Source organism: Gilvimarinus sp. F26214L (assembly GCF_054401055.1).
In genome coordinates, this window is sequence record NZ_JBTIYG010000001.1 from 403,699 (window position 1) to 428,253 (window position 24,555).

20 protein-coding genes are annotated in these 24,555 nt (G+C 60.3%); 13 read left to right on the forward strand and 7 right to left on the reverse strand.

Annotated elements, in window-relative coordinates; all coding sequences use genetic code 11:
• Positions 1 to 2: 2 nt before the first annotated feature.
• The 3 genes from ACURWW_RS01715 to ACURWW_RS01725 all read right to left on the reverse strand — a co-directional run bounded on the left by ACURWW_RS01715 (position 3) and on the right by ACURWW_RS01725 (position 3,686).
• Positions 3 to 281 carry a hypothetical protein gene (locus ACURWW_RS01715; RefSeq protein WP_445615283.1) on the reverse strand — a complete coding sequence of 93 codons (279 nt, stop codon included), beginning with the start codon at positions 279 to 281 and terminating at the stop codon, positions 3 to 5.
• Positions 282 to 405: 124 nt separating this feature from the next.
• Positions 406 to 1,929 carry a GNAT family N-acetyltransferase gene (locus ACURWW_RS01720; protein WP_445615284.1) on the reverse strand — a complete coding sequence of 508 codons (1,524 nt, stop codon included), beginning with the start codon at positions 1,927 to 1,929 and terminating at the stop codon, positions 406 to 408.
• A 338-nt stretch (positions 1,930 to 2,267) separates the two neighbouring features.
• Complete coding sequence (locus tag ACURWW_RS01725; protein ID WP_445615285.1) at positions 2,268 to 3,686, reverse strand: DNA recombination protein RmuC; 1,419 nt, start codon at positions 3,684 to 3,686, stop codon at positions 2,268 to 2,270.
• Between the two features lie 174 nt (positions 3,687 to 3,860).
• Here ACURWW_RS01725 and ACURWW_RS01730 point away from each other — a divergent pair, with 174 nt between their 5' ends.
• From ACURWW_RS01730 to ACURWW_RS01760, 7 genes are all read left to right on the forward strand, one after another.
• Entirely contained in the window at positions 3,861 to 4,289 is a 429-nt protein-coding gene (locus ACURWW_RS01730) for a tetratricopeptide repeat protein (protein ID WP_445615286.1), read from the forward strand.
• 32 nt (positions 4,290 to 4,321) lie between these two features.
• Positions 4,322 to 5,149, forward strand: a complete 828-nt coding sequence (murI, locus tag ACURWW_RS01735) for a glutamate racemase (protein WP_445615287.1) — start codon at positions 4,322 to 4,324, stop codon at positions 5,147 to 5,149.
• Positions 5,150 to 5,188: 39 nt separating this feature from the next.
• A complete protein-coding gene (locus ACURWW_RS01740) occupies positions 5,189 to 7,930 on the forward strand; it encodes a PD-(D/E)XK nuclease family protein (protein WP_445615288.1) in 2,742 nt (913 codons plus the stop codon).
• Positions 7,927 to 11,376: a UvrD-helicase domain-containing protein gene (locus ACURWW_RS01745; protein WP_445615289.1), complete on the forward strand. Its 3,450-nt coding sequence runs from the start codon at positions 7,927 to 7,929 to the stop codon at positions 11,374 to 11,376. The genes ACURWW_RS01740 and ACURWW_RS01745 overlap by 4 nt, the downstream gene beginning before the upstream one ends.
• A 198-nt stretch (positions 11,377 to 11,574) precedes the next feature.
• Positions 11,575 to 12,639, forward strand: a complete 1,065-nt coding sequence (locus tag ACURWW_RS01750; RefSeq protein WP_445615290.1) for a 3-deoxy-7-phosphoheptulonate synthase — start codon at positions 11,575 to 11,577, stop codon at positions 12,637 to 12,639.
• A gap of 229 nt (positions 12,640 to 12,868) precedes the next feature.
• Positions 12,869 to 13,570, forward strand: a complete 702-nt coding sequence (locus ACURWW_RS01755; protein WP_445615291.1) for a response regulator — start codon at positions 12,869 to 12,871, stop codon at positions 13,568 to 13,570.
• The gene (locus ACURWW_RS01760; RefSeq protein ID WP_445615292.1) at positions 13,563 to 14,990 is read left to right on the forward strand and encodes an ATP-binding protein; all 1,428 of its coding nucleotides are present in this window, start codon (positions 13,563 to 13,565) and stop codon (positions 14,988 to 14,990) included. Before ACURWW_RS01755 ends, ACURWW_RS01760 begins: the two co-directional genes overlap by 8 nt.
• Before the next feature lie 1,161 nt (positions 14,991 to 16,151).
• Here the strand turns inward: ACURWW_RS01760 and rluB are convergent.
• The 4 genes from rluB to ACURWW_RS01780 form a co-directional block, all read right to left on the reverse strand.
• Positions 16,152 to 16,967: a 23S rRNA pseudouridine(2605) synthase RluB gene (gene rluB / locus ACURWW_RS01765; RefSeq protein ID WP_445615388.1), complete on the reverse strand. Its 816-nt coding sequence runs from the start codon at positions 16,965 to 16,967 to the stop codon at positions 16,152 to 16,154.
• A 7-nt stretch (positions 16,968 to 16,974) separates the two neighbouring features.
• Positions 16,975 to 17,976, reverse strand: coding sequence for an SMC-Scp complex subunit ScpB (scpB, locus tag ACURWW_RS01770; protein WP_445615293.1), 1,002 nt, complete (start codon positions 17,974 to 17,976; stop codon positions 16,975 to 16,977).
• Positions 17,977 to 18,052: 76 nt separating this feature from the next.
• Positions 18,053 to 18,937 carry a segregation and condensation protein A gene (locus tag ACURWW_RS01775; RefSeq protein WP_445615294.1) on the reverse strand — a complete coding sequence of 295 codons (885 nt, stop codon included), beginning with the start codon at positions 18,935 to 18,937 and terminating at the stop codon, positions 18,053 to 18,055.
• A 224-nt stretch (positions 18,938 to 19,161) separates the two neighbouring features.
• Positions 19,162 to 19,779 carry an L-threonylcarbamoyladenylate synthase gene (locus ACURWW_RS01780; protein ID WP_445615295.1) on the reverse strand — a complete coding sequence of 206 codons (618 nt, stop codon included), beginning with the start codon at positions 19,777 to 19,779 and terminating at the stop codon, positions 19,162 to 19,164.
• A gap of 401 nt (positions 19,780 to 20,180) precedes the next feature.
• Between ACURWW_RS01780 and ACURWW_RS01785 the strand changes: the two genes are divergently transcribed.
• From ACURWW_RS01785 to ACURWW_RS01810, 6 genes are all read left to right on the forward strand, one after another.
• Positions 20,181 to 20,900, forward strand: coding sequence for a VC0807 family protein (locus ACURWW_RS01785; RefSeq protein WP_445615296.1), 720 nt, complete (start codon positions 20,181 to 20,183; stop codon positions 20,898 to 20,900).
• A 15-nt stretch (positions 20,901 to 20,915) separates the two neighbouring features.
• The gene (locus ACURWW_RS01790) at positions 20,916 to 21,215 is read left to right on the forward strand and encodes a YciI family protein (RefSeq protein WP_445615297.1); all 300 of its coding nucleotides are present in this window, start codon (positions 20,916 to 20,918) and stop codon (positions 21,213 to 21,215) included.
• Between the two features lie 172 nt (positions 21,216 to 21,387).
• The gene (locus tag ACURWW_RS01795; protein WP_445615298.1) at positions 21,388 to 22,056 is read left to right on the forward strand and encodes a TIGR04211 family SH3 domain-containing protein; all 669 of its coding nucleotides are present in this window, start codon (positions 21,388 to 21,390) and stop codon (positions 22,054 to 22,056) included.
• Positions 22,057 to 22,207: 151 nt separating this feature from the next.
• Positions 22,208 to 22,789, forward strand: a complete 582-nt coding sequence (locus ACURWW_RS01800; RefSeq protein ID WP_445615299.1) for a peptidylprolyl isomerase — start codon at positions 22,208 to 22,210, stop codon at positions 22,787 to 22,789.
• Positions 22,786 to 23,550, forward strand: coding sequence for a pyridoxine 5'-phosphate synthase (locus ACURWW_RS01805; RefSeq protein ID WP_445615300.1), 765 nt, complete (start codon positions 22,786 to 22,788; stop codon positions 23,548 to 23,550). The genes ACURWW_RS01800 and ACURWW_RS01805 overlap by 4 nt, the downstream gene beginning before the upstream one ends.
• Entirely contained in the window at positions 23,550 to 24,314 is a 765-nt protein-coding gene (locus ACURWW_RS01810) for a TrmH family RNA methyltransferase (protein ID WP_445615301.1), read from the forward strand. The genes ACURWW_RS01805 and ACURWW_RS01810 overlap by 1 nt, the downstream gene beginning before the upstream one ends.
• The last annotated feature ends 241 nt before the right edge of the window (positions 24,315 to 24,555 follow it).

Here is a 24,555-nt window from a genome sequence, read left to right on the forward strand (position 1 = left end):
TTCTACCGCCGTGCTGCCCGGCCCGGTTCTGCATCTTCGCAGAATTCCGTGTAAGACTTGGCGGTCCCATCGTCTTCATAGAACTGATCCAGATGGTCGTCGTCGACAATAATGCGATTGCGACCACAATTCACTTCCCATTTATCCAACCCCACGGGGGACGCATAGTTTGGGGCACGGAGCCGCTCGCTGCCTCCGGAAAACGTTCCGCAGCCTGCCAATGCCAAAGGCAGCGTCAACAGAATCACCCCCGAAAAACGGTTTAAATTGCGTACACTCATAGTTCCTACCTTCCAGTTGATTCCGTGGTTCCACCCGCTGCGGGAAGCTGCTCTTCCAACAACCCCCAAGGCTCTGAACCGGAAAAGGACGCCGGGGTTCGCTGAAGCACCGCAGCTTTGCGCATTACTTTTTAATCAGCACATCATAAAGATCCTTGCGCCGATCCTTCAGGTTGCGCACGGCCCCTTCGCTATGGAGGATCTTCAGCTTGGCGAGGTCAAGGTCCGAGAACAGCAGCATCTCCGTGTTCGGCGTTGCCTCGGAAAGAATCGCATCGTGGGGAAAGGGAAAATCCGAGGGCGTTAGCACAGCGGACTGACTGTACTGCACATCCAGACTGTCCACCTGCGGCAGATTGCCAACATTGCCGGCTATCACCACGTAGCACTCGTTTTCAACGGCCCGGGCCTGGGCACAATGGCGAACGCGCAGATAGCTGTTCTTGGTATCGGTCCAGAAGGGAACGAACAGGATCTCAAGACCGTTCTCCGCCAGAATTCTTGAGAGCTCCGGAAACTCCACGTCGTAGCAGATGAGAATGCCGACCCGCCCGGCGTCGGTCTCGAAAACACTGAGAGCGTCCCCGCCGTGGAAGACCCAGTCGTACTTTTCGTGGGGGGTGATGTGAATCTTGCGCTGCTCGTCGATCCGTCCGCTGCGATGGCAGAGATAGGACACGTTGTAGAGTCTTTCTCCGTCCATCAGGGGCATCGAGCCCGCAATGATATTGGCATTGTATTCGATGGCCATGTCCGACATGCGATCGCGCATCGGCTCGGTGAACTGCGCCAGGTAGCGGATCGCTTCCGTCTGGGATCCATGTTCCTGCAGCCCCATCAAGGGAGCGCTGAACAGTTCCGGAAACACAACAAAGTCGCTTTGGTAGTCCGACACCGCGTCCACAAAGTATTCCACCTGCTCGAGCATTTCCTCGAGGGATGCCACACTGCGAAGCTGCCATTGCACCGCCCCCACGCGCACGATGGTCTTGGGCACATCCAGCACCGACTGAGTGGGCTCGTACAGAATATTATCCCACTCCAGCAGCGTGGCATAACCCACCGACTCCTCGTCCTCAGGCAAGTATCGCTTAAGCAGCCGCTTTACGGTGAAATCGTTGGCAAGCTGAAAACTGAGAATGGGATCGTAAATCTCGCGGCCAGCGACTCGCGCAATGTATTCGGTGGGGTTCATTTGCGACTGGTACTGATGGTAATTGGGAATTCGTCCGCCTGCCAGAATCGACTTGAAGTTGTACTGTCGGCACAGCTCCTTGCGCGCCTCATAAAGGCGACGGCCGAGGCGCATCCCCCTGTGGCTCTGCCTGATCACCACATCGAGCCCGTAGAGAGCATCGCCCTCCCGATTACTCATCACCTTGTCGTTGCTGTCGACGATGTCTTCGTAAGTATGCGGGTTTGAAAATCGGGCGTAGTCCACCTGAACACTCAGCGCGATGCCCACCAGTTCGCCCTCATCCAGTATGCCGATCTGCCCTTCCGGAAACTCCTTGATCAAGTGCTCAAGCGTATGCCGAGGCCAGGCGCCGCCCAGTTCGGGGTATGCCTCATCCATCAAAGCCTTGATCTGCGGGTACTGGTCCATGGACAGGTTGCAGATCTCCAGGCGGGCTTCTTCGATTGACATAAAAACTCTCTTGGTTGCTTGGATTGGCGTTCAGAACAGCTTGGACCGCTGAGGTCCGCATTCTACTCCCCTTGAAACACGACGCGCGCCAGCGTCAGTCCCATACTCAAGGGTTCGCACTACACTGTGTGCCAGGTCATGGATGGGGTGCAACATCCGATGTCCGGGGCCGCGGCGAGACGAGTCCGGAACCGGGGCAGGGCCTTTCGAAACGCTCGCTTCAGGGAAGAAGCGAGCGAGCTACAGGAAGTATTCAACGCGTTTTCGGAAGGCCCTGCCCCGGTTCCGGACGGATTAAGAACTCCAAGCCAAGTTGCTCCTCGGTGCGGCACCAAGCCCTAATGCTGTTCATCGAGGTCCGCCAGATCTTCCTCTGCCTCGATCTCAGAGCCAATCTCCAAAGAAGGCCTGGGAAGCCCCCGTTTGGTCTTCGCCCCAAGTACTTCCAACTTCCTGATACGGTTGTACAGATTGCCATTACCGGTGTGGAGTCGCTTCCGGGTCAGATCGAAGGCCTTTTGCGTTCGCTCGATCGTCACGCCCAGTTCAGCCAGAGATTCAACAACCAGCGCAAACTGATCGTGCAGCTTACCCGCCAGATCCGCGATTCGTTCAGCGTTTTTGTTCTGCTTCTCGTAACGCCAGATGTTCTCCACCGTACGCAGCGTTGCCAACAGCGTCGTGGGGCTGACCAGAACAATGTGCTTATCGTAAGCATAATTGAAAAGACCGGGCTCCTCTTGCAGAGCAAGCATAAAGGCTGCTTCCACAGGAATAAAAATGAACACAAAATCCAGAGTGCGGATGTTGTCCAGCTTTTCGTAGTTCTTCCGGCTCAAGTCCTCCACGTGCGACTTGATAGACGCAATATGATTGCGCACAGCGCGGGCCTTCTCGTCCTCATCCTCGCTGCTGCAATAGCTCTCGTAACCGACCAGCGAAACCTTGGCATCAATGATAATGTCCTTGTTCCCGGGCAGACGCACAATCACATCCGGCTGACGGCGCCTTCCCGCTTCGTCCTTCAGGCTCACCTGGGTTTCATACTCGCGGCCCTTCTGAAGCCCCGACTCTTCTAACAAACGCTCAAGAATCACTTCGCCCCAGTTGCCCTGGGCCTTGTTGTTGCCTTTCAAAGCCGTCGCCAGATTGACCGCGTCCTGGCTGATCTGCCGGGTCTGCTTCTGCAACTCGCTGATCTGGCCCACCAGCTTGTTCCGCTCCGAGTTTTCGCGATGGTAAACATCCTCAACCTGTTTGCGAAAGTCCCTGAGCTGCTCCCGCAGCGGGTTGAGAGTGCCCTCCAGCGCATGCTTGCTGTTCTGACTGAACTGCTGCTGCTTGCTTTCGAAAATCTTGTTGGCCAGGTTCTCGAACTCCCGGGCCAGGTTTTCCCGTGCATCCTTCAGCAGGCGGAGCTGCTGCTCGTTGTGGCCTTGTTCGCTTTCCAGGCGGGTTTTCAGCGTGGCCCTCTCCTGTAGCGCAACACTGAGCTGCCGCTCCTTCTGTTCCAGTCTTTCCTGCAACTCACCCAGGTGACTCAGTCGCACCTCTGCCACCGCCAGGGCCCTTTCCTGATCCTGCAGTGTTTCCTCCAACTGCCGAACCCGTTCGGCCCCGAGCCCTGCAGCCTCCGCCGCCCGGCGCTTCTGCGTGTTGTCGCTTATGCGCCAGAGTATCCCCAGAATGAGAACGGCGCAGGCAAATCCGGCTGCTGCCGATGCCATGTGTACGATGTCGAGATTCAAATGAGACACTGGTTTACCTGACTGTGCGGCGAATTATGCTCTGGCGCACGCCGATGACTGTTGTTTTGTTCCAGGTCGCTGTTTTTTGCCGGCGTCTGGTCTATCATGAGGCGGCTGAAAGTCAGGGACAAGACTCCGACAGGGAAGGCGATGCGACGTGCCAAGCCAAGCTAAGAAAGGCCCATGACCGACATTCCGATTCTGGCCGATGATCTGGCCATGAAAGTGAAGCAGCTCTGCTATCGCGGCTACCAGCTTTATGATGATGGGGATTACCAGCGGGCACTGCGGACATTCTATCAGGCGTGGTTACTGCTCCCCAAGCCGCAGCATCAGTGGCGTGAAGCCGGATGGGCGCTGACCGCCATTGGCGATGCCTACTTCCGCACGGGGCAATTCAACCAGTCCTGTGAAGCCTTGCGCTCGGCACTGCTCTGCCCCGCCACCGATAACAGCCCCTTCGTTCACCTGCGCTATGGTCAGTCCCTGTATGAACTGGGTCGCGAGGAGGAAGCACTGGAGCAGTTGCGGCGTGCCCACGAGTTGGGCGGTGACCCGGTGTTTGCCCGGGAACATGTAAAGTACCAAACAGTATTGCAATCTGCCGAATGACAGGCGGATAGAACGATTGAGCGGATTATCCCTTGAGTGGTGCCCCCCATATTCTGGTTTTTGATTCCGGCGTCGGTGGTCTCAGCATCGTCGGCGAGATTCGCCGCGCCCTGCCCCAGGCGACCATCAGCTATGCCTCGGATAACGGCTACTTCCCTTACGGCACCAAGTCCGAGTCGGCCCTGGTGGACCGGGTTGACCGGGTCTTGCGCGCGCTGGTGAAAGAGACCCACCCCCACATGATCGTGGTGGCCTGCAACACCGCCAGCACAGTAGCCCTGCCCCACGTGCGGGCCCACTTCTCACTGCCCATTGTGGGCGTGGTGCCGGCCATCAAACCCGCTGCACAAACATCACGCAGCAAAGTCATCGGCCTCCTCGGTACCCCCGGGACCGTGACCCGGGACTACACCCGCCAATTGATCAACGATTTCGCGGCGGATTGCCAGATCCTGCCGGTGGGTTCCAGTGCGCTGGTGGAACTGGCGGAACTGAAGCTTCGGGGCCAGGAGCCGGATTCCAACCAGTTCCTAGAGGCGCTCCAGCCACTGATTCAATCGGAGCACTTTGCGGCCCTGGATACCGTAGTGCTGGCCTGCACCCACTTCCCCCTGGTGCGCGAGGAGCTGAGCGCAGCCCTCGGGAAGCCCGTTTCCTGGGTGGATTCCGGCGAGGCGATCGCACGCCGGGTCAGCTCTTTACTTGCCAGTGGCGAGCTGGCACATTCCGCTGAAGACGGCGCGCCGGGCCATCGCTGCTTTTTTACCTCCAGGCAGCCCGAAGTAGAGGAACTTCGCCCGGCCCTCGCCCGTTGGCTTCCCGGCACAATCGGTTTTGTGGAAGTCAGCGGCTCCCAGTAACCGTTCCCACCCAATCCTTACAACGGCGACCCGCGCGCAATGACTTCTTCGCTTTACGATATCACCCCCATTCGCGACGCTCTCGAAGGCGGCCATTGGGTTCTCACCCCCAACCAGCGCCTGCGTAACCGCATTCGCGAAGCCTTTGCCGCAAGCCAGGGGGCGGTCTGCCTGACGCCCAGGGTATACGCCCTCAACGAATGGCTGGACGCCTGCTGGCAGGAGCTGCAGGACAGGGCTGTCCCGGGGTGCGAAGCCGCGGTGATCAATGACCTGCAGGCCCGCAAGCTGTGGAAATCCGTCATCGAGGCATCCGAGCTGGGTGCGGCACTGCCGGCCAGCAACCGCCTGATCCAGCAAGCCAGCGAAGCCCTGCGAAACCTCGCCCTCTGGCGGATACCCCTGTCCCGCCTCACTGGCTTCGGAGATGCGAAGGAGTATCCGCTCCTGGATTGGGGCGAGCGCTTTGGGCAGCAACTCCACCGCCTGAACCTGATAACCCGGGAAGACAGCTACCGGAAAATACTGGAGGCGTTTGAAGCGGGAATCCTGCCCCGGATCAACACCATCTATCTGGAATCGCTGCCCGATCTGCCGCCGCTCACCCGGGCCGTACTGGAGGCGGCCGCAGCCCGGGTATTGCCAACGCCCCAAAAAAAGTTTGGCACCTCCCGGATCAATCGGGTGGCCCTTGACTCCGCGGACGCGGAGATTCGCGCTGCGGCCTTGTGGGCGCACCATGCTCACAACGAAGGTGCTCAGAGCGTGGGTATCATCGTCCCGGATCTGGGAACCAGCCGCGACCGGGTGGAACGTGTGTTCACCGAAGTCTTCGAGCCCCAGTATTACGCGCCCGCCGAAGCACGCTACACCCTGCCCTTCAACATCTCCACGGGAACGCCGCTGGGCGCAACCCCGCTGGTCAATACCGCGCTGATCCTGCTTAAGAGCTTTGAAGAGGAATCGAGTGGTGATCAGTTGCGTAAGATCCTCAACTCGCCTTTCTGGAGCGATTACGGAAGCGAGCAGGCCATTCGCAGCGCGGCGCTGGACGCATTGCGCCGCCAGGCGCGATTTTACTACTCGCCCACCCAGCTTCGCGTCACCCTTCAGTCCCTGGCCCAACAGCACGGGTGGGAATCGAGCCTGGCCCTGTCCCGGAGACTGCAGCAGGCCGGCAGCGAATGGCGGCGCGGCGGCAGAGCAATGGCCGGAGCCTGGGTGGACCGGATCCTGAGCGCGCTGGACCTGCTCGGATGGCCGGGCACCCGGTCGCTGGACAGCGTAGAGTACCAGCAGACCCGGCAGTGGTATCAATTGCTGGAAACTTTCGCCTCCCTCGATGTGCTGGAGGAGGCAATGACCGCGAGAGAAGCGTTGAGTGTCCTGCAACAGCTGGCCAACAGCACGCCCTTTCAGGCGGAAGTGAAGCACTCGCCGATTCAGATTCTGGGTAGCCTCGAGGGCGAGGGGCTGCGGTTCGATTGCTGCTGGGTCATGGGCATGAGCCACCAGAACTGGCCACCCAGCCCCAATCCCAATCCCCTCCTGCCCCTGCCACTGCAGCGCGCCGAACAGATGCCGCGCTCGTCCGTGGACAAGGAGATCGCCTTCGCCGAATCCCTGACCCGGCACTACCGGAACTGCGCGGACCAGGTGGTCTTCAGCCACCCTTCCCAGCAGGACGAGGCCCACTTGCTGCCCAGCGCGCTGATTGCGGATCTGCCGCCCGCTACCGCAGCCGACCTGGTGGATACCGGGAAGCTGACCACCCTCGGCCTGCCCGGTTACTACGAGGCGACCCGGCGAAGCCAGGCGCTCGAAGTGGTGGATTGCTGTCACGGCCCGGCCGTGAAGCTGGCGGAAGGGGAAACCGCGCGCGGGGGCAGTGCTGTACTCCAGCAACAGGCTCTGTGTCCATTCAACGCCTTTGCACTATTTCGCCTGGCTGCCAGGCAGGCGGACAATCCGAGCCTCGGCCTGAGCCCTGCACAGAAAGGCAGCGCGGTCCATGCCGTGCTGGCGGCAATCTGGAGCCAGCTCGGCGATCAGCAGACCCTGCTCACCAACAGCGCCCAGTTACCTGCGCTGGTGGCCCGGGCCACGGACCAGGTTTTCAGTGATCTGAGCCGCGATGCAGGCCTCGAGCTCGGGCCGTACTACGTGGATCTGGAGAAAAAGCGAGTAGCTGACCTGGTGCTGAACTTTCTGACCTTCGAGACCCGACGGGAGCCCTTCCAGGTGGTGGCCACGGAACAGGACCTGGAAGGACAATTCGCCGGGCTCAACTTCCGCATGCGCATCGACCGGGTGGATCGCAGCCACTCGGGGCACTACCTGATTATTGATTACAAGACCGGCATGTCTGCCAGCATCAGTCAATGGCTGGGAGACCGGCCAGACGAACCCCAGCTGCCCCTTTACGCGCTCTGCTACCCCGAGCCGGTCTCCGGGATCGCCTTTGGCTGCGTTCGCGCGGAAAAGCCCGGTTATTGCGGCATTGTTGATGAGGCGCTGGCCCCCTGGGATTCCCAGGTAAAAACGCCACCAAAACTGAGCAAGGACCACCAGCGCGAAGACTGGGCAAGTCTGCACTCGGAGTTTCGGCAGCGGCTGACGGTGCTGGCCAAGGAGTACCTGAGCGGCTACGCCGCCGTACAGCCGAAGAACCTCAACACAGCCATCCGCTACAGTGAGCAGCTCCTGCCCCTGAACCGCCTGCCGGAAGCCGGATTTCTGGAGTACTACATTTCACGACGTTCAGGGGAGAATCATTCATGAGTATTGCCGTCCCCGACAGCGCGGCCCGGCGCGAAGCCCTGGACCCCACCCGTTCCTTCGCCGTCTCCGCGCCCGCCGGCTCCGGCAAGACCGGCCTGCTCACCCAACGGGTTCTGAAGCTGCTGGCGCTCTGCGACTATCCGGAGGAGGTCCTTGCCATTACTTTTACCCGCAAGGCCGCCCAGGAGATGCACCACCGAATTACCACGGCCCTGCAGAAAGCCCGCGAAGGCCAGCCGACCGGCTCCCCCCATGAACAGCTCACCAGCGAACTCGCGCGGCAGGTGCTTGCCCGTGACGAGGAGCGGGGCTGGCAGCTGTTGCGCAGCCCCAGTCGGCTGCGCATCCAGACCATCGACTCGTTCTGCCAGTCCATCACCCGGCAGCTTCCCATCGCCGCCGGAGCCAGCGCCTACCTGGAAACCCGAGAGAACGCCGCGCCTCTTTACCGCGCTGCAGTCCAGGAGCTGTTTCGGCAACTGCGCGAAGACGGTCCACTGGCCGAGGCCGTCGGCATCCTGCTGCGGCACATGGACAACAATCTGCCGCGGGTGGAAAACCTGCTGGTTCAGCTACTGCAACAGCGCAGCCAATGGCTGGGCCCCCTGTACTATTCGAGAGGCAACAAGCACTACTTCGAAGCGAGCATTTTTGCCATCGTCCAGGACACCCTCTCCCGTACCCGCAAGAAGCTGCACGGCCACCTGGCGGAGCTGGGCGAATTGCTGCGCTTCTCCTGTGAAAACCGGATCCGCAACGGCGAACAGCTCCCCTTCACGTCAGGGGACGTGCAGCTCGCCAGAGAGGACCTGGAGCCGCAACAGGCACTCGACCTGTGGCAGGCACTGGCGGGTTTGTGCCTGACCAACACCGGCGGGTGGCGCAAAACCATCAACAATAAACTGGGTTTTCCGGCCCCCTCGTCCACCCGGGACGCGACTGAAAAGCAACTGTTCAGCGAGCAGAAAGAACGCCTGATGGCCGTGATCGGGGACCTGCGTGAGGACGAGGAGCTCACCCGGCTGCTCACCGACATCCGGGCCCTGCCGAATCTCGCGGTGGCACCCGAGCAGTGGCAGCTGCTGGAGAGCCTCACCCTGGTGCTTCCCGGTCTGGCAGCCATCTTCAATCTTCACTGCAGCAAGGTGGGCGAAGCGGATTTCACGGAAGTGGCCATTGCCGCGTCGCGGGCGCTTGGCGAGGAGGATGCCCCGTCGGAAATCGCGCTGAAGCTGGATTACCGAATCAAACACATCCTGGTGGACGAGTTCCAGGATACTTCCCGCCCCCAGCTGGAGCTGCTGCAAAAACTGACCGCCGGATGGGAGGCTGGCGACGGGCGCACTCTGTTTCTCGTCGGCGACGCCATGCAGTCCTGCTACGGATTCCGGGACGCGAACGTGGGCATCTTCATCCAGGCGCGCACCCGCGGAATCGGCACCCTGGCCCTTACGCCGCTGAACCTCACGGTAAACTTTCGTTCCGACACAAAACTGGTGGAATGGGTCAACCATTGCTTCGAGCGGGTGTTTCCGCCCCGGGACGACATCAACCGCGGGGCGGTCCGCTACAGCATGGCCGATTCCTGCGGCGCTGCGGCGACCGGGCTGATCGAAGCGCGCGGCTTTGTGGGCGCCGGCGAGGAGGCCCAGGCCCACTACCTTCGGGACCTGCTCGGTGAGGAGCTGGAATCCGGCTCCGGCAGCGTCGCCATTCTGGCCCGCAGTCGCAGCCACCTGCAGGATGTGCTCAGGGAGCTGCGCTCGGCAAACATCAGTTGGCAGGCGCGGGACATCGACGCGCTCAGCGACCGAATGGCAGTGATCGATCTGCTCTCGCTGACCCGGGCGTTGCTGAACCTGAGCGACCGGATTGCCTGGCTCTCGATCCTGCGCGCCCCGTGGTGCGGCCTCGACCTGCACGATCTTCATACCCTTGCCAACACCCGTGTGGAAGAAAACCCGTCCGTTGCGCCCACCGCCCAGCCTCTGCTGTGGGGACAGATTCTCCACTGCGAGCGCGTCGGCTTGTCCGCCCCTGGACTGGCTCTGGTTCAGCGTTTGCGTGAGGTGCTGATCGCCGCCCTTGCCCAGAAGGGGCGCAAGCCCCTGCGCCAGTGGGTCGAAGGAACCTGGCTGGCCCTGGGCGGCCCCGCGGCCATTGCCAATCCCGCGGAACTTCACAGCCCCCAGCATTACTTCGCCCTGCTGGACCAGCACGCCCGGGGCGGGGACATGGACGATTGGGACGATTTCGAGAATGCTTTGACGGCCCTGTACGACAAGTCGGACGAGCGCTCGCGACTGCAGGTCATGACCATTCACAAATCCAAGGGCCTGGAGTTCGACACGGTCATCATTCCCAAACTGAACAAGGGCACGCGCGGCGACGACAACCCCCTGCTGCTGTGGCAGGAGTACACCGATACCCGCGGGGCGGCCCACCTGCTGATCAGCCCCCAGGGTGCCATTGGTGGCGATGGGGATAGCCTGTACAGCTACCTGAAGCGGGAGCGCTCCCTGCGTCAGGAATATGAAACTGCGCGGCTGCTCTACGTGGCCTGTACCCGGGCCATTTCGAAGCTTTACCTGCTCATGGACCTGGAGCGCGACGAAAAAAGCGGCGAACTGAAGGCACCGGGCCGCGGCACTCTGGCCGGGCAGATATGGCCCATTCTCAGGGACCAGATTGTTCTGGTCGAGGAAGCGTCCCCTTCCCAGGGCGGCACCTCGGCCACCCACTACGTGCACAGCCACATCCTGCGGCTCCCAACCCGCTGGCAGAGGCCCGCGTGGCCCCGCGACGAAAGCCTGGGCGCCTACCGCGGCCCCGCATCATTTGACGACCAGGAGCTGCCCGATCGCTCCGCCCTGCTTGCTCGCACCGCCCGCTACGCGGGCACGGTGCTGCACCGCGCTCTGCGGACCGTGTGCGAGGAAGGTATTGGACAATGGCCGCCCCAGCGGGTTGAAGCCCAACGGCCGTTGTGGATTCAGCAGCTACGCCAGCTGGGTGCGGCCCGGACCGAAGCGGTACAGGGAGCCCAGCAGGTTGCCGAGGCGGTGGGCAATGCATTGGCGGATCCGGTGGGGCGCTGGCTGCTGGACAACCGCCATGACGAAAGCGCCTGCGAACTGGCCCTGCTGGCGGGCGGTGCCGGCTACCGGGAGGCCATCATCGACCGTACTTTTGTGGATGAGGACTGCCGCTGGATTATCGATTACAAGACCACGACCGGGGAAGCTGTTTCCGACCTGGGTATGGACGCATTCCTGGCCCAGGCCGAGGCTGAGTATTCCGGGCAGTTGCGACGCTACCGCACCATCGTGGGGAAACTGGACACCGCGCGAGGCCGGGAACGCCCGATACGCACTGCACTCTACTTTCCTCAACTCAAGCGACTGCACGAAGTGTTCTTCACAGAGGACCAGGTCCACCCCGCATGATTTGAATACATGGGGCCTGGTCCGCAGGATCAAAATCTCCGGCGATCGGGAGGCATATCTTCGAAATAAGCGGTCTGAATGCGGACCCGAATTCCCGCAGCCTTCCGAGCCGTGTAGAATTAGCGCTCAACCGCCTGCTAAGCCCCGAACCAATCACAGCAGCACACTCATGCACGAACAGTAAAAGCAGCCAGACCCATGACCCGAGATACTGAAAACCTTAATGTCGTCTCTCAGGAGGTATTGATTACCCCGAGCGACATTAAAAAAGCCCTTCCCCTGAGCGATCGCGTCCGTGAATCCGTGCTCATGGGCCGCCAGACCATTTGCGACATTCTGGACCGCAAGGACCACCGCATGATGGTCGTTATTGGCCCCTGCTCCATTCACAATGTGGAGGAAGCCAAGGAATATGCCCGCCGTCTCAAAGTTCTGGCCGATGAGGTAGCGGACACGCTGTATGTGGTGATGCGTGTGTATTTCGAGAAGCCGCGGACCACTGTGGGCTGGAAGGGACTGATCAACGACCCCTACCTGAACGATTCCTTCAAGATTGAGGAAGGCCTGCACATCGGCCGTCAGCTGCTCATCGATGTGGCCGAAATGGGCCTGCCCACCGCCACCGAGGCCCTGGACCCCATCTCTCCCCAGTACCTGCAGGATCTGGTCTCCTGGTCCGCCATCGGCGCCCGTACCACGGAGTCCCAGACTCACCGGGAGCTGGCCAGTGGCCTGTCCACCGCCGTGGGTTTCAAGAACGGCACCGACGGCGGCCTGACCGTGGCGATCAATGCACTGCAGTCCGTCTCCAGCCCCCACCGCTTTCTCGGGATCAACTTCGACGGACGGGTTTCTATCATCCATACCAAGGGCAATCCATACGGTCATGTGGTCCTGCGTGGAGGCGGCGACAAGCCGAACTACGATTCGGTCAGCGTTGCAATGGCTGAGCAGGAGCTCAAAGCCGCGGGAATTTCCACCAACATCATGGTGGACTGCAGTCATGCCAACTCCAACAAAAACCACGAGCTTCAGCCTCTCGTCCTGGACAACGTCACCAACCAGATCCTCGAAGGAAACCGATCCATTATCGGGGTGATGGTGGAAAGCAATCTGAACCCTGGCAAGCAGTCGCTCAACGATGACCCGTGCAAACTGGAGCATGGGGTTTCCGTGACCGATGCCTGCATCGGCTGGGACACGACGGAGCAATGCCTGCGCGACGCGCGCGAGAAACTGCGCGACGTGCTGCCCCGACGCTGATACCCACCTTCCGAGCCCCTTCCCGGGGGCTCTACCGAACTCCTTCTCAAATTCTCCAATTGCACGTAAACTTGTGTGTTGACGTCTCAGCCCGAATACCCGAAAGCGAAAAACCTTAATCAGTCACGCTGAACGCCTTTTGCTGCCGGCCCCGTCAGGCAGCCCGAGAAGCGCCGGTTACAGCAATCTTCCGGCGCCACAATCAATAACGACTCACTGACCTTCTGCTATGCCGAAAATACTGCTTGTCGACGACGATCTCGAACTGTGTGAGCTGCTCCGCGACTATCTTCAGGGTGAGGGGTTCGAGGTGGAGATGGTTCACGACGGAAGCCATGTGCTGGACATCACCAGTAAATGCACTTTTGATGTGATCGTGCTGGACGTGATGATCCCGGGACTGAACGGCTTTGAGGTCCTGCGCAAACTCCGGGACTACTGCAAAACACCCGTCCTGATGCTGACCGCCAAGGGCGATACGGTCGACCGCATCGTGGGGCTGGAGCTGGGTGCTGACGACTATCTGGCCAAGCCCTGCAATCCGCGCGAGCTGGTGGCCCGCCTGCGCGCCATCCTCCGACGCATCAGCGCCCAGGAGAGTACGTCCCGCACGGAGGACACCCTCACTGTGGACAAGCTGAAGGTCCATCTGGGCAGCCGCACCGTCTACTTCGACGGCGAGCCGGTCACCCTGACCGGCGCTGAGTTTGCGGTACTGGAATGGTTGATGCGCTCGCCCGGGCAGGTGATCAGCAAGGACATCCTCACGGAAGAGGCGCTGGGCCGGAAACTGACCCCCTACGACCGCAGCATCGACGTGCACATCAGCAACATCCGCAAGAAGCTCGCGGCCAAGAACGCCAGCAAGGATCTGATTATCAATATCCGCGGCGCGGGTTACATGCTCACCACCAGCGAACACGATGCCTAAAATTTACATCAAGATATTCATTGGCTTCTGGGCCATCAATATCTTGACGGTCGTCGGCCACAACATCTACGTGCACTGGGTCAATCCCAGCCCGGAAAACCAGCTGCTGGCCCAATATGAGAGCAGCCCCTACGACCGCTTTGCGGTACGCGGCCTGAACAGCACCATCGACGCCATTATGGACTACAACCTGGCGAGCCTCCGACGGGGGATTCCCCAGGTCGATGAGTGGATCTTCCGGCGCGTCTACATCGTCGACGAGTTGGGCATCGACCTCCGGGGCCGGGAAATCCCTCCGATTATCAACGAAATTCTGGGCATGGTCGGCCCCAAAAATCCCTTCTACATCACCAGTGAGCAGGAGCAGAGCTACGCAGCGCGATTCATCCTGCTGCCAGACGGCAATGAGCTTAGGGTGATCTCCTTTTCCACGCCCTTGTACGGTCGCTACGTCCAGTGGCGCCTTTACATCAGATCCAACTGGGTTCTGTACCTGATGTCCCTGCTGATTTCCGGGACTGCCTGCTACATCTTCGCCCGCCACCTGTCCCGTGACTTCCGCGCTCTGCAGGAAGCGACCAATGAAATTGCCCGGGGCGATCTGACCGTGCGCGTGGCGCCCCGCTTTGCAACGCGCAAGGACGAGATGGCGGATCTGAGCCGGGATTTCGACAACATGACGGTACGTCTGCAGAAGTCCATGCAGGAACAGAAGCGGCTGATCAAGGACGTATCCCACGAGCTGCGCTCTCCGCTGGCCCGCCTGCAGTTTGCACTGGGCATTGCCCAGCAACGCAGCGGCGGGAAGGTCCAGGAGGAGCTGGAAAAAGCCCGGCACGCGGCGGATTACCTGAACGATATCATCACCACCATCCTGTCCTTCCCCACTAATGAGGCCGAGAGCTGGGAGCTCACGGACATGGTGGACCTCAACGCTTTGCTGCAAACACTGGAGACAGACTTTGTGCAGGAGGCCAGTGAAAAAGGTGTGACCATCACCTTTAAGAGCGATGTGCAGGATGCCTTGGTGGCCACCTACAGCAACACCCTGATGGGGGTGTTCGAAAACCTGATTGGCAACGCCGTACACTACACCCGGCCGGACACCCTGATTACCATTTCCCTTCGCCAGCGGGCCAACGATTTCATCATTGCCGTCGCCGATCAGGGGCCCGGGGTCAAGGAGGAACAACTCAGGGATATTTTTGAGCCCTTCTTCCGCACCGATGAGGCGCGGGACCGGGCCAGCGGCGGGTACGGTCTGGGGCTGAGCATTGCCCAGCGCACGGTGCAATTACACCAGGGCAGTATCACCGCCCACAATCACCCGGAGGGTGGGCTGGTTGTGGAAGTGCTGCTCCCCAGGGCGGACTTCGAGTCCACTCAGGAGTCCGAGTACCCTGCGCCGCGAACAGCCTAATAGGCTGCTGGACTCTGCGCTCAGCTCTCCACCTCGTGACGAGCCGACGCATTTCAGAATGCGGATCCGGATCTCAAGGTCCGACGTTCTGAATCCGTTCGCGATCGGGTTGGACCTTTCGAAATCGCGGTAAATACGTCCATGTAGCTCCCTCGCGGCATCCATGCCGCCAGGGTTTCGAAAGGTCCAACCCGACCCCGAACTCACATTGTGCCCGCCGAGAAATTGTCGATCGACCTCGTCAACTGCTCGCCCAAGCCGAAGAGCGTTCGGCGTCCTTTTCCAGAAACCGTTTCCACTGCGTTGGAAAGCCGCACTGCGATGAGAGTTTGCGGTGGCGGGGAGGGGTTTCGAGACCCTCACGGCAGGGAAGCCGTGAGGGAGCTCCAGGGATGGATTCACGCGTTCTCGAAACCCCTCCCCGTCAGTGCAAACGGATTAAGGACTCTGCGCTCAGCCCTCCACCCCCGTGGCGACCCGACGGAGATTCGGCGCGGATCTCAAGGTCCGACGTTCTGAATCCGTTCGCGATCGGGTTGGACCTTTCGAAATCGCGGTGAATACATCCATGTAGCTCCCTCGCGGCATCCATGCCGCCAGGGTTTCGAAAGGTCCAACCCGACCCCGAACTCACATCGTGCCGGCCGAGAAATTGTCGATGGCCTCATTAACGGCCCGCCCGCCCAAGCCGAAGAGCGTTCGGCGTCCTTTTCCAGAAACCGGTTCCACTGCGTTGGGAAGCCGCACTGCGATGCGAGTTTGCGGTGGCGGGGAGGGGTTTCGAGACCCTCACGGAAGGGAAGCCGTGAGGGAGCTCCAGGGATGGATTCACGCGTTCTCGAAACCCCTCCCCGTCAGCGCAAACGGATTAATGACTCAGCAGTAACGTTCAGCTTTTGGTTTTCCATCGTTGGGTTACGGCCTGCGGCCTAACCCAACCTACACGGCCCGATAGCAAATAAAGGTTAAATCGAGTTTCATTTCCGCTGCAGTGGCAGGCCGCGCTGCAATGGGTTCTCGAAACCCCTTCCCGCATCGCAAACGGATTCAAAACCCCGCGCCGCCCCTAAAACTCTGAACGCGGGTTCGAGGTGCTAAAAACCGATTGGAATCGTTTTGAAAAAGTCCGGGACGGATTTCTTGAACAGGCTGCTAGCCCAGCTATTTTCGGGCGGCGCGCTTGCGGAGTTTACGCTGGTGGCGCCGATAATCCCGCTGCTCCTGCACTGTAAACGGCTCCGCGTTGCGCGGAATCTCGTAGCCGGCGGTGAGAGCCAGATCGGCGATCTCCCGGTGGTTGAGCTCCACCCATTGGCCAGCCCGCACATGACTGGGGATGAAGATGTTGCCGTAGCGAACGCGCTTAAGGCGATTGACTTTGACGCCCTGGGATTCCCAGAGACGGCGAACCTCCCGGTTGCGGCCCTCCATGACCACGCAATAATACCAGTGGCTGCTGCCTTCGGTTTCCCGTTCGACGATATCGGTGAAGCGGGCGACGCCGTCTTCCAGCAGGACACCGTCCAGCAGCCGCTGCTTCATGTCCTCGTCCACCTCTCCGTAAATCCGCACCAGGTACTCCCGGTCGATTACGGAGGATGGATGCATGAGCTTGTGGGCGAAATCCCCGTCGTTGGTGAAGAGCAGTGCGCCACTGGTGTTGATATCCAGACGGCCCACGGAGATCCAGCGCCCCTCGCGCAAACGCGGCAGGTGGTCGTAGACCGTGGGGCGCCCTTCCGGATCGGAGCGGGAGCAAATCTCCCCTTCAGGCTTGTTGTAGAGAACTACCCGCAGACGTTGCCTGCCGGGGGCTGCCGCCTTGACCACATGACCGTCGAAGACGATCTTGTCCTCTCGGGTGACCCGATCGCCTATGGTCGCGACCTTGCCGTTGATCCGGACCCGGCCCTCGGCGATTGCCGCCTCCATTTCCCGACGCGAGCCGAGGCCGGCCCGAGCCAGAACCTTGTGCAGCTTCTCGTCACTCGTGGAGCTTGGCGGGTTCGGATCCGTCTTCGCTGCTGTCGCTTGCTTCGGCTTCGGGCTCTTCTTCGCCGCTGCCGGTTTCGTGTGGTGCCGCTTCGTCTGTTTCACTGTCAATTTCCATCAATGGGGCTGCCTGTTCGCTGTCAGGCTCCGCTTCCGGTTCTTCGATCGGGCGGGGCTCCGGCTCCCGGTCAGCCTCAGGGATGCCGTCGGTGACGGACTCCTCGTCCCGATCCCCTGATTCTGTCGCCTGAGTGCCTGGATCTGTACCCGGCTCAGCTGCACCCGCATCTTCCGCCGTCAGTGCATCGGTGGAGCCCGCGTCGACCTGACCCGGTTCATCGCCTGGCTGCGCTTCAGCCGTTGATTGGCCGTTCGCTTCCTGACCATCGGAATCCGCGGGGAAGTCCAGCTGGGATTCCAGCTTTTCAAAATCCTGGATTTCCTTGAGCGTGGGCAGCTCGTCGAGGCTCTTCAGATTGAAGTAGTCCAGGAACTGCCGCGTGGTGGCATACAGAGCGGGCCGCCCCGGCACATCGCGATGGCCCACCACCTTCACCCATTCCCGTTCCGTCAGGGTCTTGATAATGGTGGAGCTGACCGCCACGCCCCGGATCGACTCGATGTCGCCCCGGGTAATTGGCTGGCGGTAGGCGATCAATGCAAGGGTCTCCAATAACGCACGGGAGTACTTCTGTGGCTTTTCTTCCCAGAGCCGGTTGACCCAGGGCGCCGTCTCCTGAACGACCTGAAAACGCCAGCCGCTGCCCACTTCTTTCAATTCGAAACCGCGACCTTCGCAGTCGGCCTGGATCTCCTCCAGGGCAGCGAGGATATCGCCCTTGGCCGGCTTCTGCTCCGGGTCCAGATCCTGATCGGGCTCGCTGCCTTCGGGCGCTTCAAACAGGCTCGCCAGCTTGGCGACGCTGAGGGGACCATCGGCCGCCAGCAGTGCTCCCTCGATGATTTTGCGCAGTAGAGTGCTATCAATATTCATGTTCTGACTGGAGTCGTTTCCGTTGTTTCCACAGCGGTGATTCCGCGAGTGTGGTCATTTGGTCTGTGGGGCGAAGCTACTGGGCGCGGGCTTTTACGTGGATCGGGCCGAAGGATTCGCTCTGGACGATTTCCACCATGGATTCCTTGATCAGCTCCATGATCGCCAGAAAGCTCACCACCACGCCCAGACGCCCTTCTTCCACCGTGAACAGGCTGACAAAGGGCACGAAGTTGTTGCCTTTCAAGCGGTCGAGGATCTGGCCCATCCGCTCACGGGTGGACAGCTTCTCCCGCTCCACGTGGTGACTTTCGAACATGTCTGCCCGGCGCAGCACCTCCGACAACACCAGCAACAATTCGCGCATTTCCACGTCGGGTTCCGGGCGGGTCAGTGTGTTGTCGGGTGGTGCGGCACTCGCCACGTGGACTTCGCGGCCGACCCGGGGCATCTCGTCGATATCTTCGGCAGCCTGCTTGAAACGCTCGTACTCCTGGAGGCGGCGGATCAACTGGGCGCGGGGATCTTCCTCCTCCTCTTCCTCTTCCTTGCTGCGGGGCAGCAGCATGCGGGATTTGATCTCCGCCAGCATGGCCGCCATCACCAGATACTCCGCGGCCAGTTCGAACTGCATGGCGGACATCATTTCCACGTAGGCCATGTACTGCCGGGTAATCTCGGCCACGTGAATCTCCAGAATGTCGAGGTTCTGGCGGCGGATCAGGTAGAGCAACAGGTCAAGCGGCCCTTCAAACGCTTCCAGGAAGACTTCCAGCGCATCGGGCGGGATGTAGAGGTCCTTGGGGAGTTCCGTGTAGGCCTTGCCCTGGACCACGGCGAAGGGCATCTCCCCCTGCTGGGGACGGGCAGACGGAGCATCTTCGGGGGTCTGGGAGTAATCGTCGTTGGACGCTTCCTGCTGCTGATCCACAACAGTTATTTCATCGCTCTCGCTGATCACGCAGATACCTTCGTTATTTTCCAGACAGCTACTCAGGCCGAGACACTGCGCCAGACAGAGACCCCGCTCGGGGCGGAGTGCGGCAGATTATACTTCGCGACTGTCGTTTGCAACAGCCTTGTGCGGCCGTCACTCGCTCCGGAAAAGCCGGACATTTTCTTGTTTTTCAGAATATTGCGTGCATCTGTTGGCTTGTATTCGAGCACCAGCCGGGGCCCGGCGTATCACGCTTCCGTGAACTCGCCACATCCCTGGCGGACCACCACGGGCGAATCACCCGTCAGATCCACCACTGTGGTCGGCTCCAGGCCGCAGAAGCCGCCGTCGATGACCAGCTCCAGTTCGTGCTCCAGTGTCTCTCTGATGTCGTAGGGGTCGGTCAGGGGGTGCTCATCCCCAGGCAGTATCAGGCTGCTGCTCATCAGCGGCTCGCCCAGCTCCTCCAGCAACGCGAGAGCGATGTTGTTGTTGGGAACCCGCAGACCGATGGTCTTGCGCTTGGGGTGCTTGAGCCGGCGAGGCACCTCGGAAGTGGCTTCGAGAATAAATGTAAAAGGGCCCGGGGTGTACTTTTTGAGGAGGCGGAACATGAGGTTGTCCACCTTGGCATAGGTGGCCAGCTCCGACAGATCCCGGCATACGAGCGTAAAATTGTGATCCTTGCCCAGCCGGCGGATCGCGCGTATCCGGTCCAGCGCCATGCGGTCACCCAGTTGGCAGCCCAGGGCGTAAGCGGAGTCGGTGGGGTAGGCGACCAGGCCACCCTGGCGGATGATCTCCGCGGCCTGGCGAACAAGACGGAGTTGGGGGTTTTCGGGGTGGATCTGAAAGAACTGCGCCAAGTGAACTTCTCCCTGACCGCCGCGCCAGCGCGGCACTTGTGCTGAACAGCCGGGCCGACCGGATAAAGGCGGCTCGCGGGACCCGGCCCAGTGTGCCAAAAGTCCCCTTCCTTTGCCAGAGAATGCGCTAATCCCGGGTGTCGTGGGTATTTGGCAGCGCGGTGCGGTATTATCCTGCCTTGCCGCTACAATGGAGGTTGCAACCGGCGCAGGCCCGAGCGCGGGTCATTGAGCATTTTCAACTGGCGGAGGTCCTAAGCAGACTGTTAAGGGACTCTTTTTCAACGGCCTGCCAGGCCGAAGGGGCTTGTGAATCAAGCGCCTGAGAGCAACTGCCAGTGTCCGGGCGGGTGGCCCCGATTAAAGTTCACCCAGAGTCTGTTTCACAAACCGAGAGCGTTATGACCGAAAGCACCACCACCGCCAGCCCCGAGCGGAACAACCCTCTTCTCGAGATTCTGATCAACGTAGTCATTCCTACGGTAATCCTCAGCTTCCTGAGCAAGGACCAGTACCTGGGCACCAAACTTGCCCTGATTGTCGCCCTCGCCTTTCCCATCGTATACGGCTGCAAGGATTTTATCGGCGCGCACAAAATCAACTTTTTCTCCGTGCTCGGCGTGGTTACGGTCGCGTTAACGGGCGGAATGGGCCTGCTTGAAATTGACCCCAAATACATTGCCATCAAGGAGGCAGCCGTTCCCGGCCTCATCGGCCTGGTGACCCTGTTCTCCCTGAAGACCCGATACCCGCTGGTCAAAACCTTTATCTATAATGACAAGCTCTTGCAGGTCCAGCGCATTGATCGCGCCCTGCGGGAAAACCAGACCACCAAAGCCTTTGAGAAGAGCCTCGCCAACTCATCCGTGCTGCTGGCCTGCTCCTTTTTCGTAGCCTCCGCCACCAACTACGCACTAGCCAAGATCGTGCTGGTAAGCCCACCCGGTACTGAAGCCTTCAACGTGGAGCTCGCACGCATGATGGCCCTCAGCTACCCTGTTAACGTGGTGCCGGCAATGATTGTTATGCTGTTTGCCGTGTACTACCTCTTCCGCTCCATTCGGAAACACACGAGTCTGAGCCTTGAAGAGATATTCAACGATCCTCAAAGCCAAAAATAAAACCAAGAGAGAATCATGCTTTACGCCATCATTTGCGAAGACGTAGCCGACAGCCTGCCTCTGCGTAAGCAGGCCCGGGCTGCTCACCTGGAGCGCATCCAGAAGCTGCAGGACGAAGGTCGCCTGATACTGGCCGGCCCGCATCCGGCCATCGACAGTAACGACCCGGGCGAGGCGGGTTTCACCGGCAGCCTTATCCTTGCAGAGTTCAATGACCTGGACGAGGCCCGGAACTGGGCCGACGACGACCCCTATGTAAGCGGCGGCGTGTTCAGAAAGGTCGAGGTCAAGCCCTTCAAGAAGGTTATGCCCTGACTTGCGAGCCCCGGCTTTCGCTGTGAGCAAGTTGACATTCCCGTTATTCCATTTAGAGCTTTCCCGGAGCTTCAGCTATCATTGGTGCGCGTTGCTACGGCAAGCTCTGGCCCTGGTCCAAAATCGTTGCAGCCGTTACCCGACCGGGCCCATCTCACAAATAGGTAATTCAATGAGCAAAAGCGCCCTCATTACATTTGTCCTGATTCTGCTTTTCAGCGCCGGCACGTTTGCCCAGACCCGGTACGTCTCCGACGAGCTGCGGATCAACATGCGCGCAGGTCAGGGAAACCAGTTCCGCATCACCAAGATCCTCCCCAGCGGCACCCGCATGACGGTGCTCGAAGAAGGCGAAACGGGTGAATGGGTCCATGTACGCACTCAAGCCGGCGACGAGGGCTGGGTGCGCGACCAATACCTTCAGGACCAGCCCATTGCCCGCGACCGACTGACCCAGGCCCAGGCTCGCATCCAGGAGCTTACCCGGGAGCGCCAGGAACTGGGGGGCCAATCGTCATCCCTGCAGGAAGAGAACCAACGGCTCAGCAGCGAACTTCAGACCTCCCAGGCCGAAGTCCAGCGGCTCAGTTCTGAACTGGAAGAGCTGCAGCGCATCTCCGGCAACGCCATTACTCTGAACCAGACCAACAAGGAGCTGATGGAAGAGCGTCAGCTTCTCGAAACCGAGATCGAAGTCCTGCAAGCGGAAAACGAGCGACTCAGCGACGACACCAAACAGACCTGGTTCCTTTATGGCGCCATGGCGGTTGGTATCGGCGTCATACTGACCCTCATCATTCAGGCCCTTCGCTCACGACGTCGCTACTCCGAATGGGGCTGACAGCCTCGATCCCAGCCTGGGCTTGAATGCGACCCTCACGCGGCACGGAAGCCGCGCCCCGTCCAGCGGGCCCACGCCACCTGATGAAAAATCCGGGCACTCTTGGTAAGCTGCGCACCCACATGTCCTCCGCAGCCTGCAAGGAATAGAAATGGTCGCCAAGCTGAGTCGAACCTTTGCCTGTGCCCTCCTCCTGATATTTGCCAACGCGTGTTTCGCCACCAATCCGGTGGTTCAACTGGACACGGATCTCGGGCCCATCACCGTGGAGCTGTATCCAGAGAAAGCCCCCCTGACCGTCGAAAACTTTCTTCAGTACGTGGAAGATGGCTTCTATAACGGGACAATTTTCCACCGTGTGATCCCCGGCTTCATGATCCAGGGCGGCGGGCTGACCTTCGACTTCGTAGAGAAAGAAACGCGCGACCCGGTCAGGAACGAAGCAGACAACGGATTGAAGAATACCGCCGGCAGCCTTGCCATGGCGCGAACCGCCGACCCGGACAGCGCCAGCGCGCAGTTCTACATCAATGTTGTGGACAATCCCCATCTGGATGACGCGCGCTTTACCGTATTCGGTCAGGTGCTCGATGGCTGGGAAGTGATTGATGAAATCCTGGAGCTCCCCCGGGGCCAATACAGTGCCTACCCCCACGCCCCCAATGAAATGGTGCGCATCCTGGAAGCCACTGTGGTCGAAGGTACTGTGGTGGAAGGTGAAGGGGCCCCATGAGCATCGCACTGAGCGTCAACCTGAACAAGATCGCGCTGATCCGCAACTCCCGGGACGGGAATTACCCCGACGTCAGAGCATTCGGCAGGCTGTGTCTGGATCAGGGCGCCGATGGCCTCACCGTTCACCCGCGCCCGGACCAACGTCACATCCGACCCCGGGATCTGGACGAGCTCTCCGAACTGGTGGCAGAGTACCCGGGTCGTGAATTCAACGTGGAAGGCAATCCCTTCGCGGGCCCCCTCGGCAGCTATCCGGGGTTCATGGAACTGGTCAGAACGACCCGGCCCCACCAGTGCACTCTGGTACCGGACAGTACCGAGCAGCTCACCTCCGATCATGGCTTCGACATGCGCCGGGACGGAGAACGCCTGATGCCCATCATCGACGAGCTTCGCGCTCTTGGCATTCGCGTCAGCTTGTTCATGGACCCTGAGCTGGAACAGATCCGACTGGCGCAGCAGGCTGGTGCCGATCGCATCGAACTGTACACCGGCCCCTATGCGGACGCTTTTCTCAACCAGGATCCAGGCCTCGAAGCACTCTACCAGCGGTTTCACGACGCGGCTGCCCATGCGACCGACCTTGGGCTCGGCGTGAACGCCGGGCACGATCTCAACCTTCACAATCTGCCGCGGTTCACGACGATACCCGGGTTGCTGGAAGTGTCCATCGGCCATGCCCTGACCGTGGATGCCCTGCATCAGGGCATGACCAACGCCGTATCGGCCTACCTCACTATCTGCAATGGCACCCGCTAGTGTCGCCACCTTTCGCGAAACCCTCCAACCTGCTGACCATCTACGGGCGTAAACCGGTTCAGGAAGCCCTGCATGACGACAGTATCGAGTTCTTCCGGGTGCATCTGGCGGACTCCAACAAGCCCAACGACGTGCTGAGGGACATCGAGAATCAATGCCGCCGGCGCGGCATTGAGGTCCGGCAGCACGACCGCATGGGCCTTTCAAGAATTTCCCGGAACCGCAAGCAGGACCAGGGCGTGGCCGCCGATATCATCGCGGGAAATTTCAGGGAGTTCGCGGATTTCCTCAAAACAGAACCCGGTGATTTCACCCTGATCGCGCTGGACCGGATCACCAACCCTCAGAACCTCGGGATGATCATCCGCTCGGTATGTGCCGGTTACGTTGACGGCTTGCTGTTGCCACGACGCGGCTGTGCCAAACTGGACTCCCTGGTAATCAAGGCCAGTGCGGGGACCCTGTTCAGAGCCCCGATACTTTTCTGCGATGAGCTTCCCGGCGCGTTACAGGCCGCCAGGAGCCAGGGCATACACGTTTTTGGACTGGCCCTGGAAAACAGCCGGGCCCTCGGCCACACCCTGGATGTTCCCCGGATCCTGGTCCTTGGCAACGAAACGGAAGGTTTATCGGAGGAAGTGAGCGCCCTGTGCGATCAGCGGATTCACATCCCCATGCGCAATGGAGTGGAGTCACTCAATGTGGCCGTGACCGCCGGTATATTGGCCTTCCACCCGACCATCGGCGCGAACGACCGTCAATAGTTCCAACCCTCCCACCGACTGCTCAGCCGTGGTAGCTGGTTCCGCTGTGCGGATCGGCCATAAACTGCCGTAAATGAGCCGTGAAAACAGGTAAAGATTGCCGTTTTTTCCACTTTTTCGGCTTTCTGGCCTATTGCCAAGCCCTGTGAGGCGCTCTAAACTCTTTCGGAGTGCGTTGGGAAACCCCCTCAGCTCAGAACTGACCTCGATTATCGAACAGCTCCTACCTGATCTCCCTCCC

Coding starts and splice junctions, on each gene's coding strand:
- ACURWW_RS01715 (WP_445615283.1), bottom strand. CDS start 281: ATGAGTGTACGCAATTTAAACCGTTTTTCGGGGGTGATTCTGTTGACG.
- ACURWW_RS01720 (WP_445615284.1), bottom strand. CDS start 1,929: ATGTCAATCGAAGAAGCCCGCCTGGAGATCTGCAACCTGTCCATGGAC.
- ACURWW_RS01730 (WP_445615286.1), top strand. CDS start 3,861: ATGACCGACATTCCGATTCTGGCCGATGATCTGGCCATGAAAGTGAAG.
- ACURWW_RS01740 (WP_445615288.1), top strand. CDS start 5,189: ATGACTTCTTCGCTTTACGATATCACCCCCATTCGCGACGCTCTCGAA.
- ACURWW_RS01745 (WP_445615289.1), top strand. CDS start 7,927: ATGAGTATTGCCGTCCCCGACAGCGCGGCCCGGCGCGAAGCCCTGGAC.
- ACURWW_RS01750 (WP_445615290.1), top strand. CDS start 11,575: ATGACCCGAGATACTGAAAACCTTAATGTCGTCTCTCAGGAGGTATTG.
- ACURWW_RS01755 (WP_445615291.1), top strand. CDS start 12,869: ATGCCGAAAATACTGCTTGTCGACGACGATCTCGAACTGTGTGAGCTG.
- ACURWW_RS01760 (WP_445615292.1), top strand. CDS start 13,563: ATGCCTAAAATTTACATCAAGATATTCATTGGCTTCTGGGCCATCAAT.
- scpB (WP_445615293.1), bottom strand. CDS start 17,976: ATGAATATTGATAGCACTCTACTGCGCAAAATCATCGAGGGAGCACTG.
- ACURWW_RS01785 (WP_445615296.1), top strand. CDS start 20,181: ATGACCGAAAGCACCACCACCGCCAGCCCCGAGCGGAACAACCCTCTT.
- ACURWW_RS01790 (WP_445615297.1), top strand. CDS start 20,916: ATGCTTTACGCCATCATTTGCGAAGACGTAGCCGACAGCCTGCCTCTG.
- ACURWW_RS01795 (WP_445615298.1), top strand. CDS start 21,388: ATGAGCAAAAGCGCCCTCATTACATTTGTCCTGATTCTGCTTTTCAGC.
- ACURWW_RS01800 (WP_445615299.1), top strand. CDS start 22,208: ATGGTCGCCAAGCTGAGTCGAACCTTTGCCTGTGCCCTCCTCCTGATA.
- ACURWW_RS01805 (WP_445615300.1), top strand. CDS start 22,786: ATGAGCATCGCACTGAGCGTCAACCTGAACAAGATCGCGCTGATCCGC.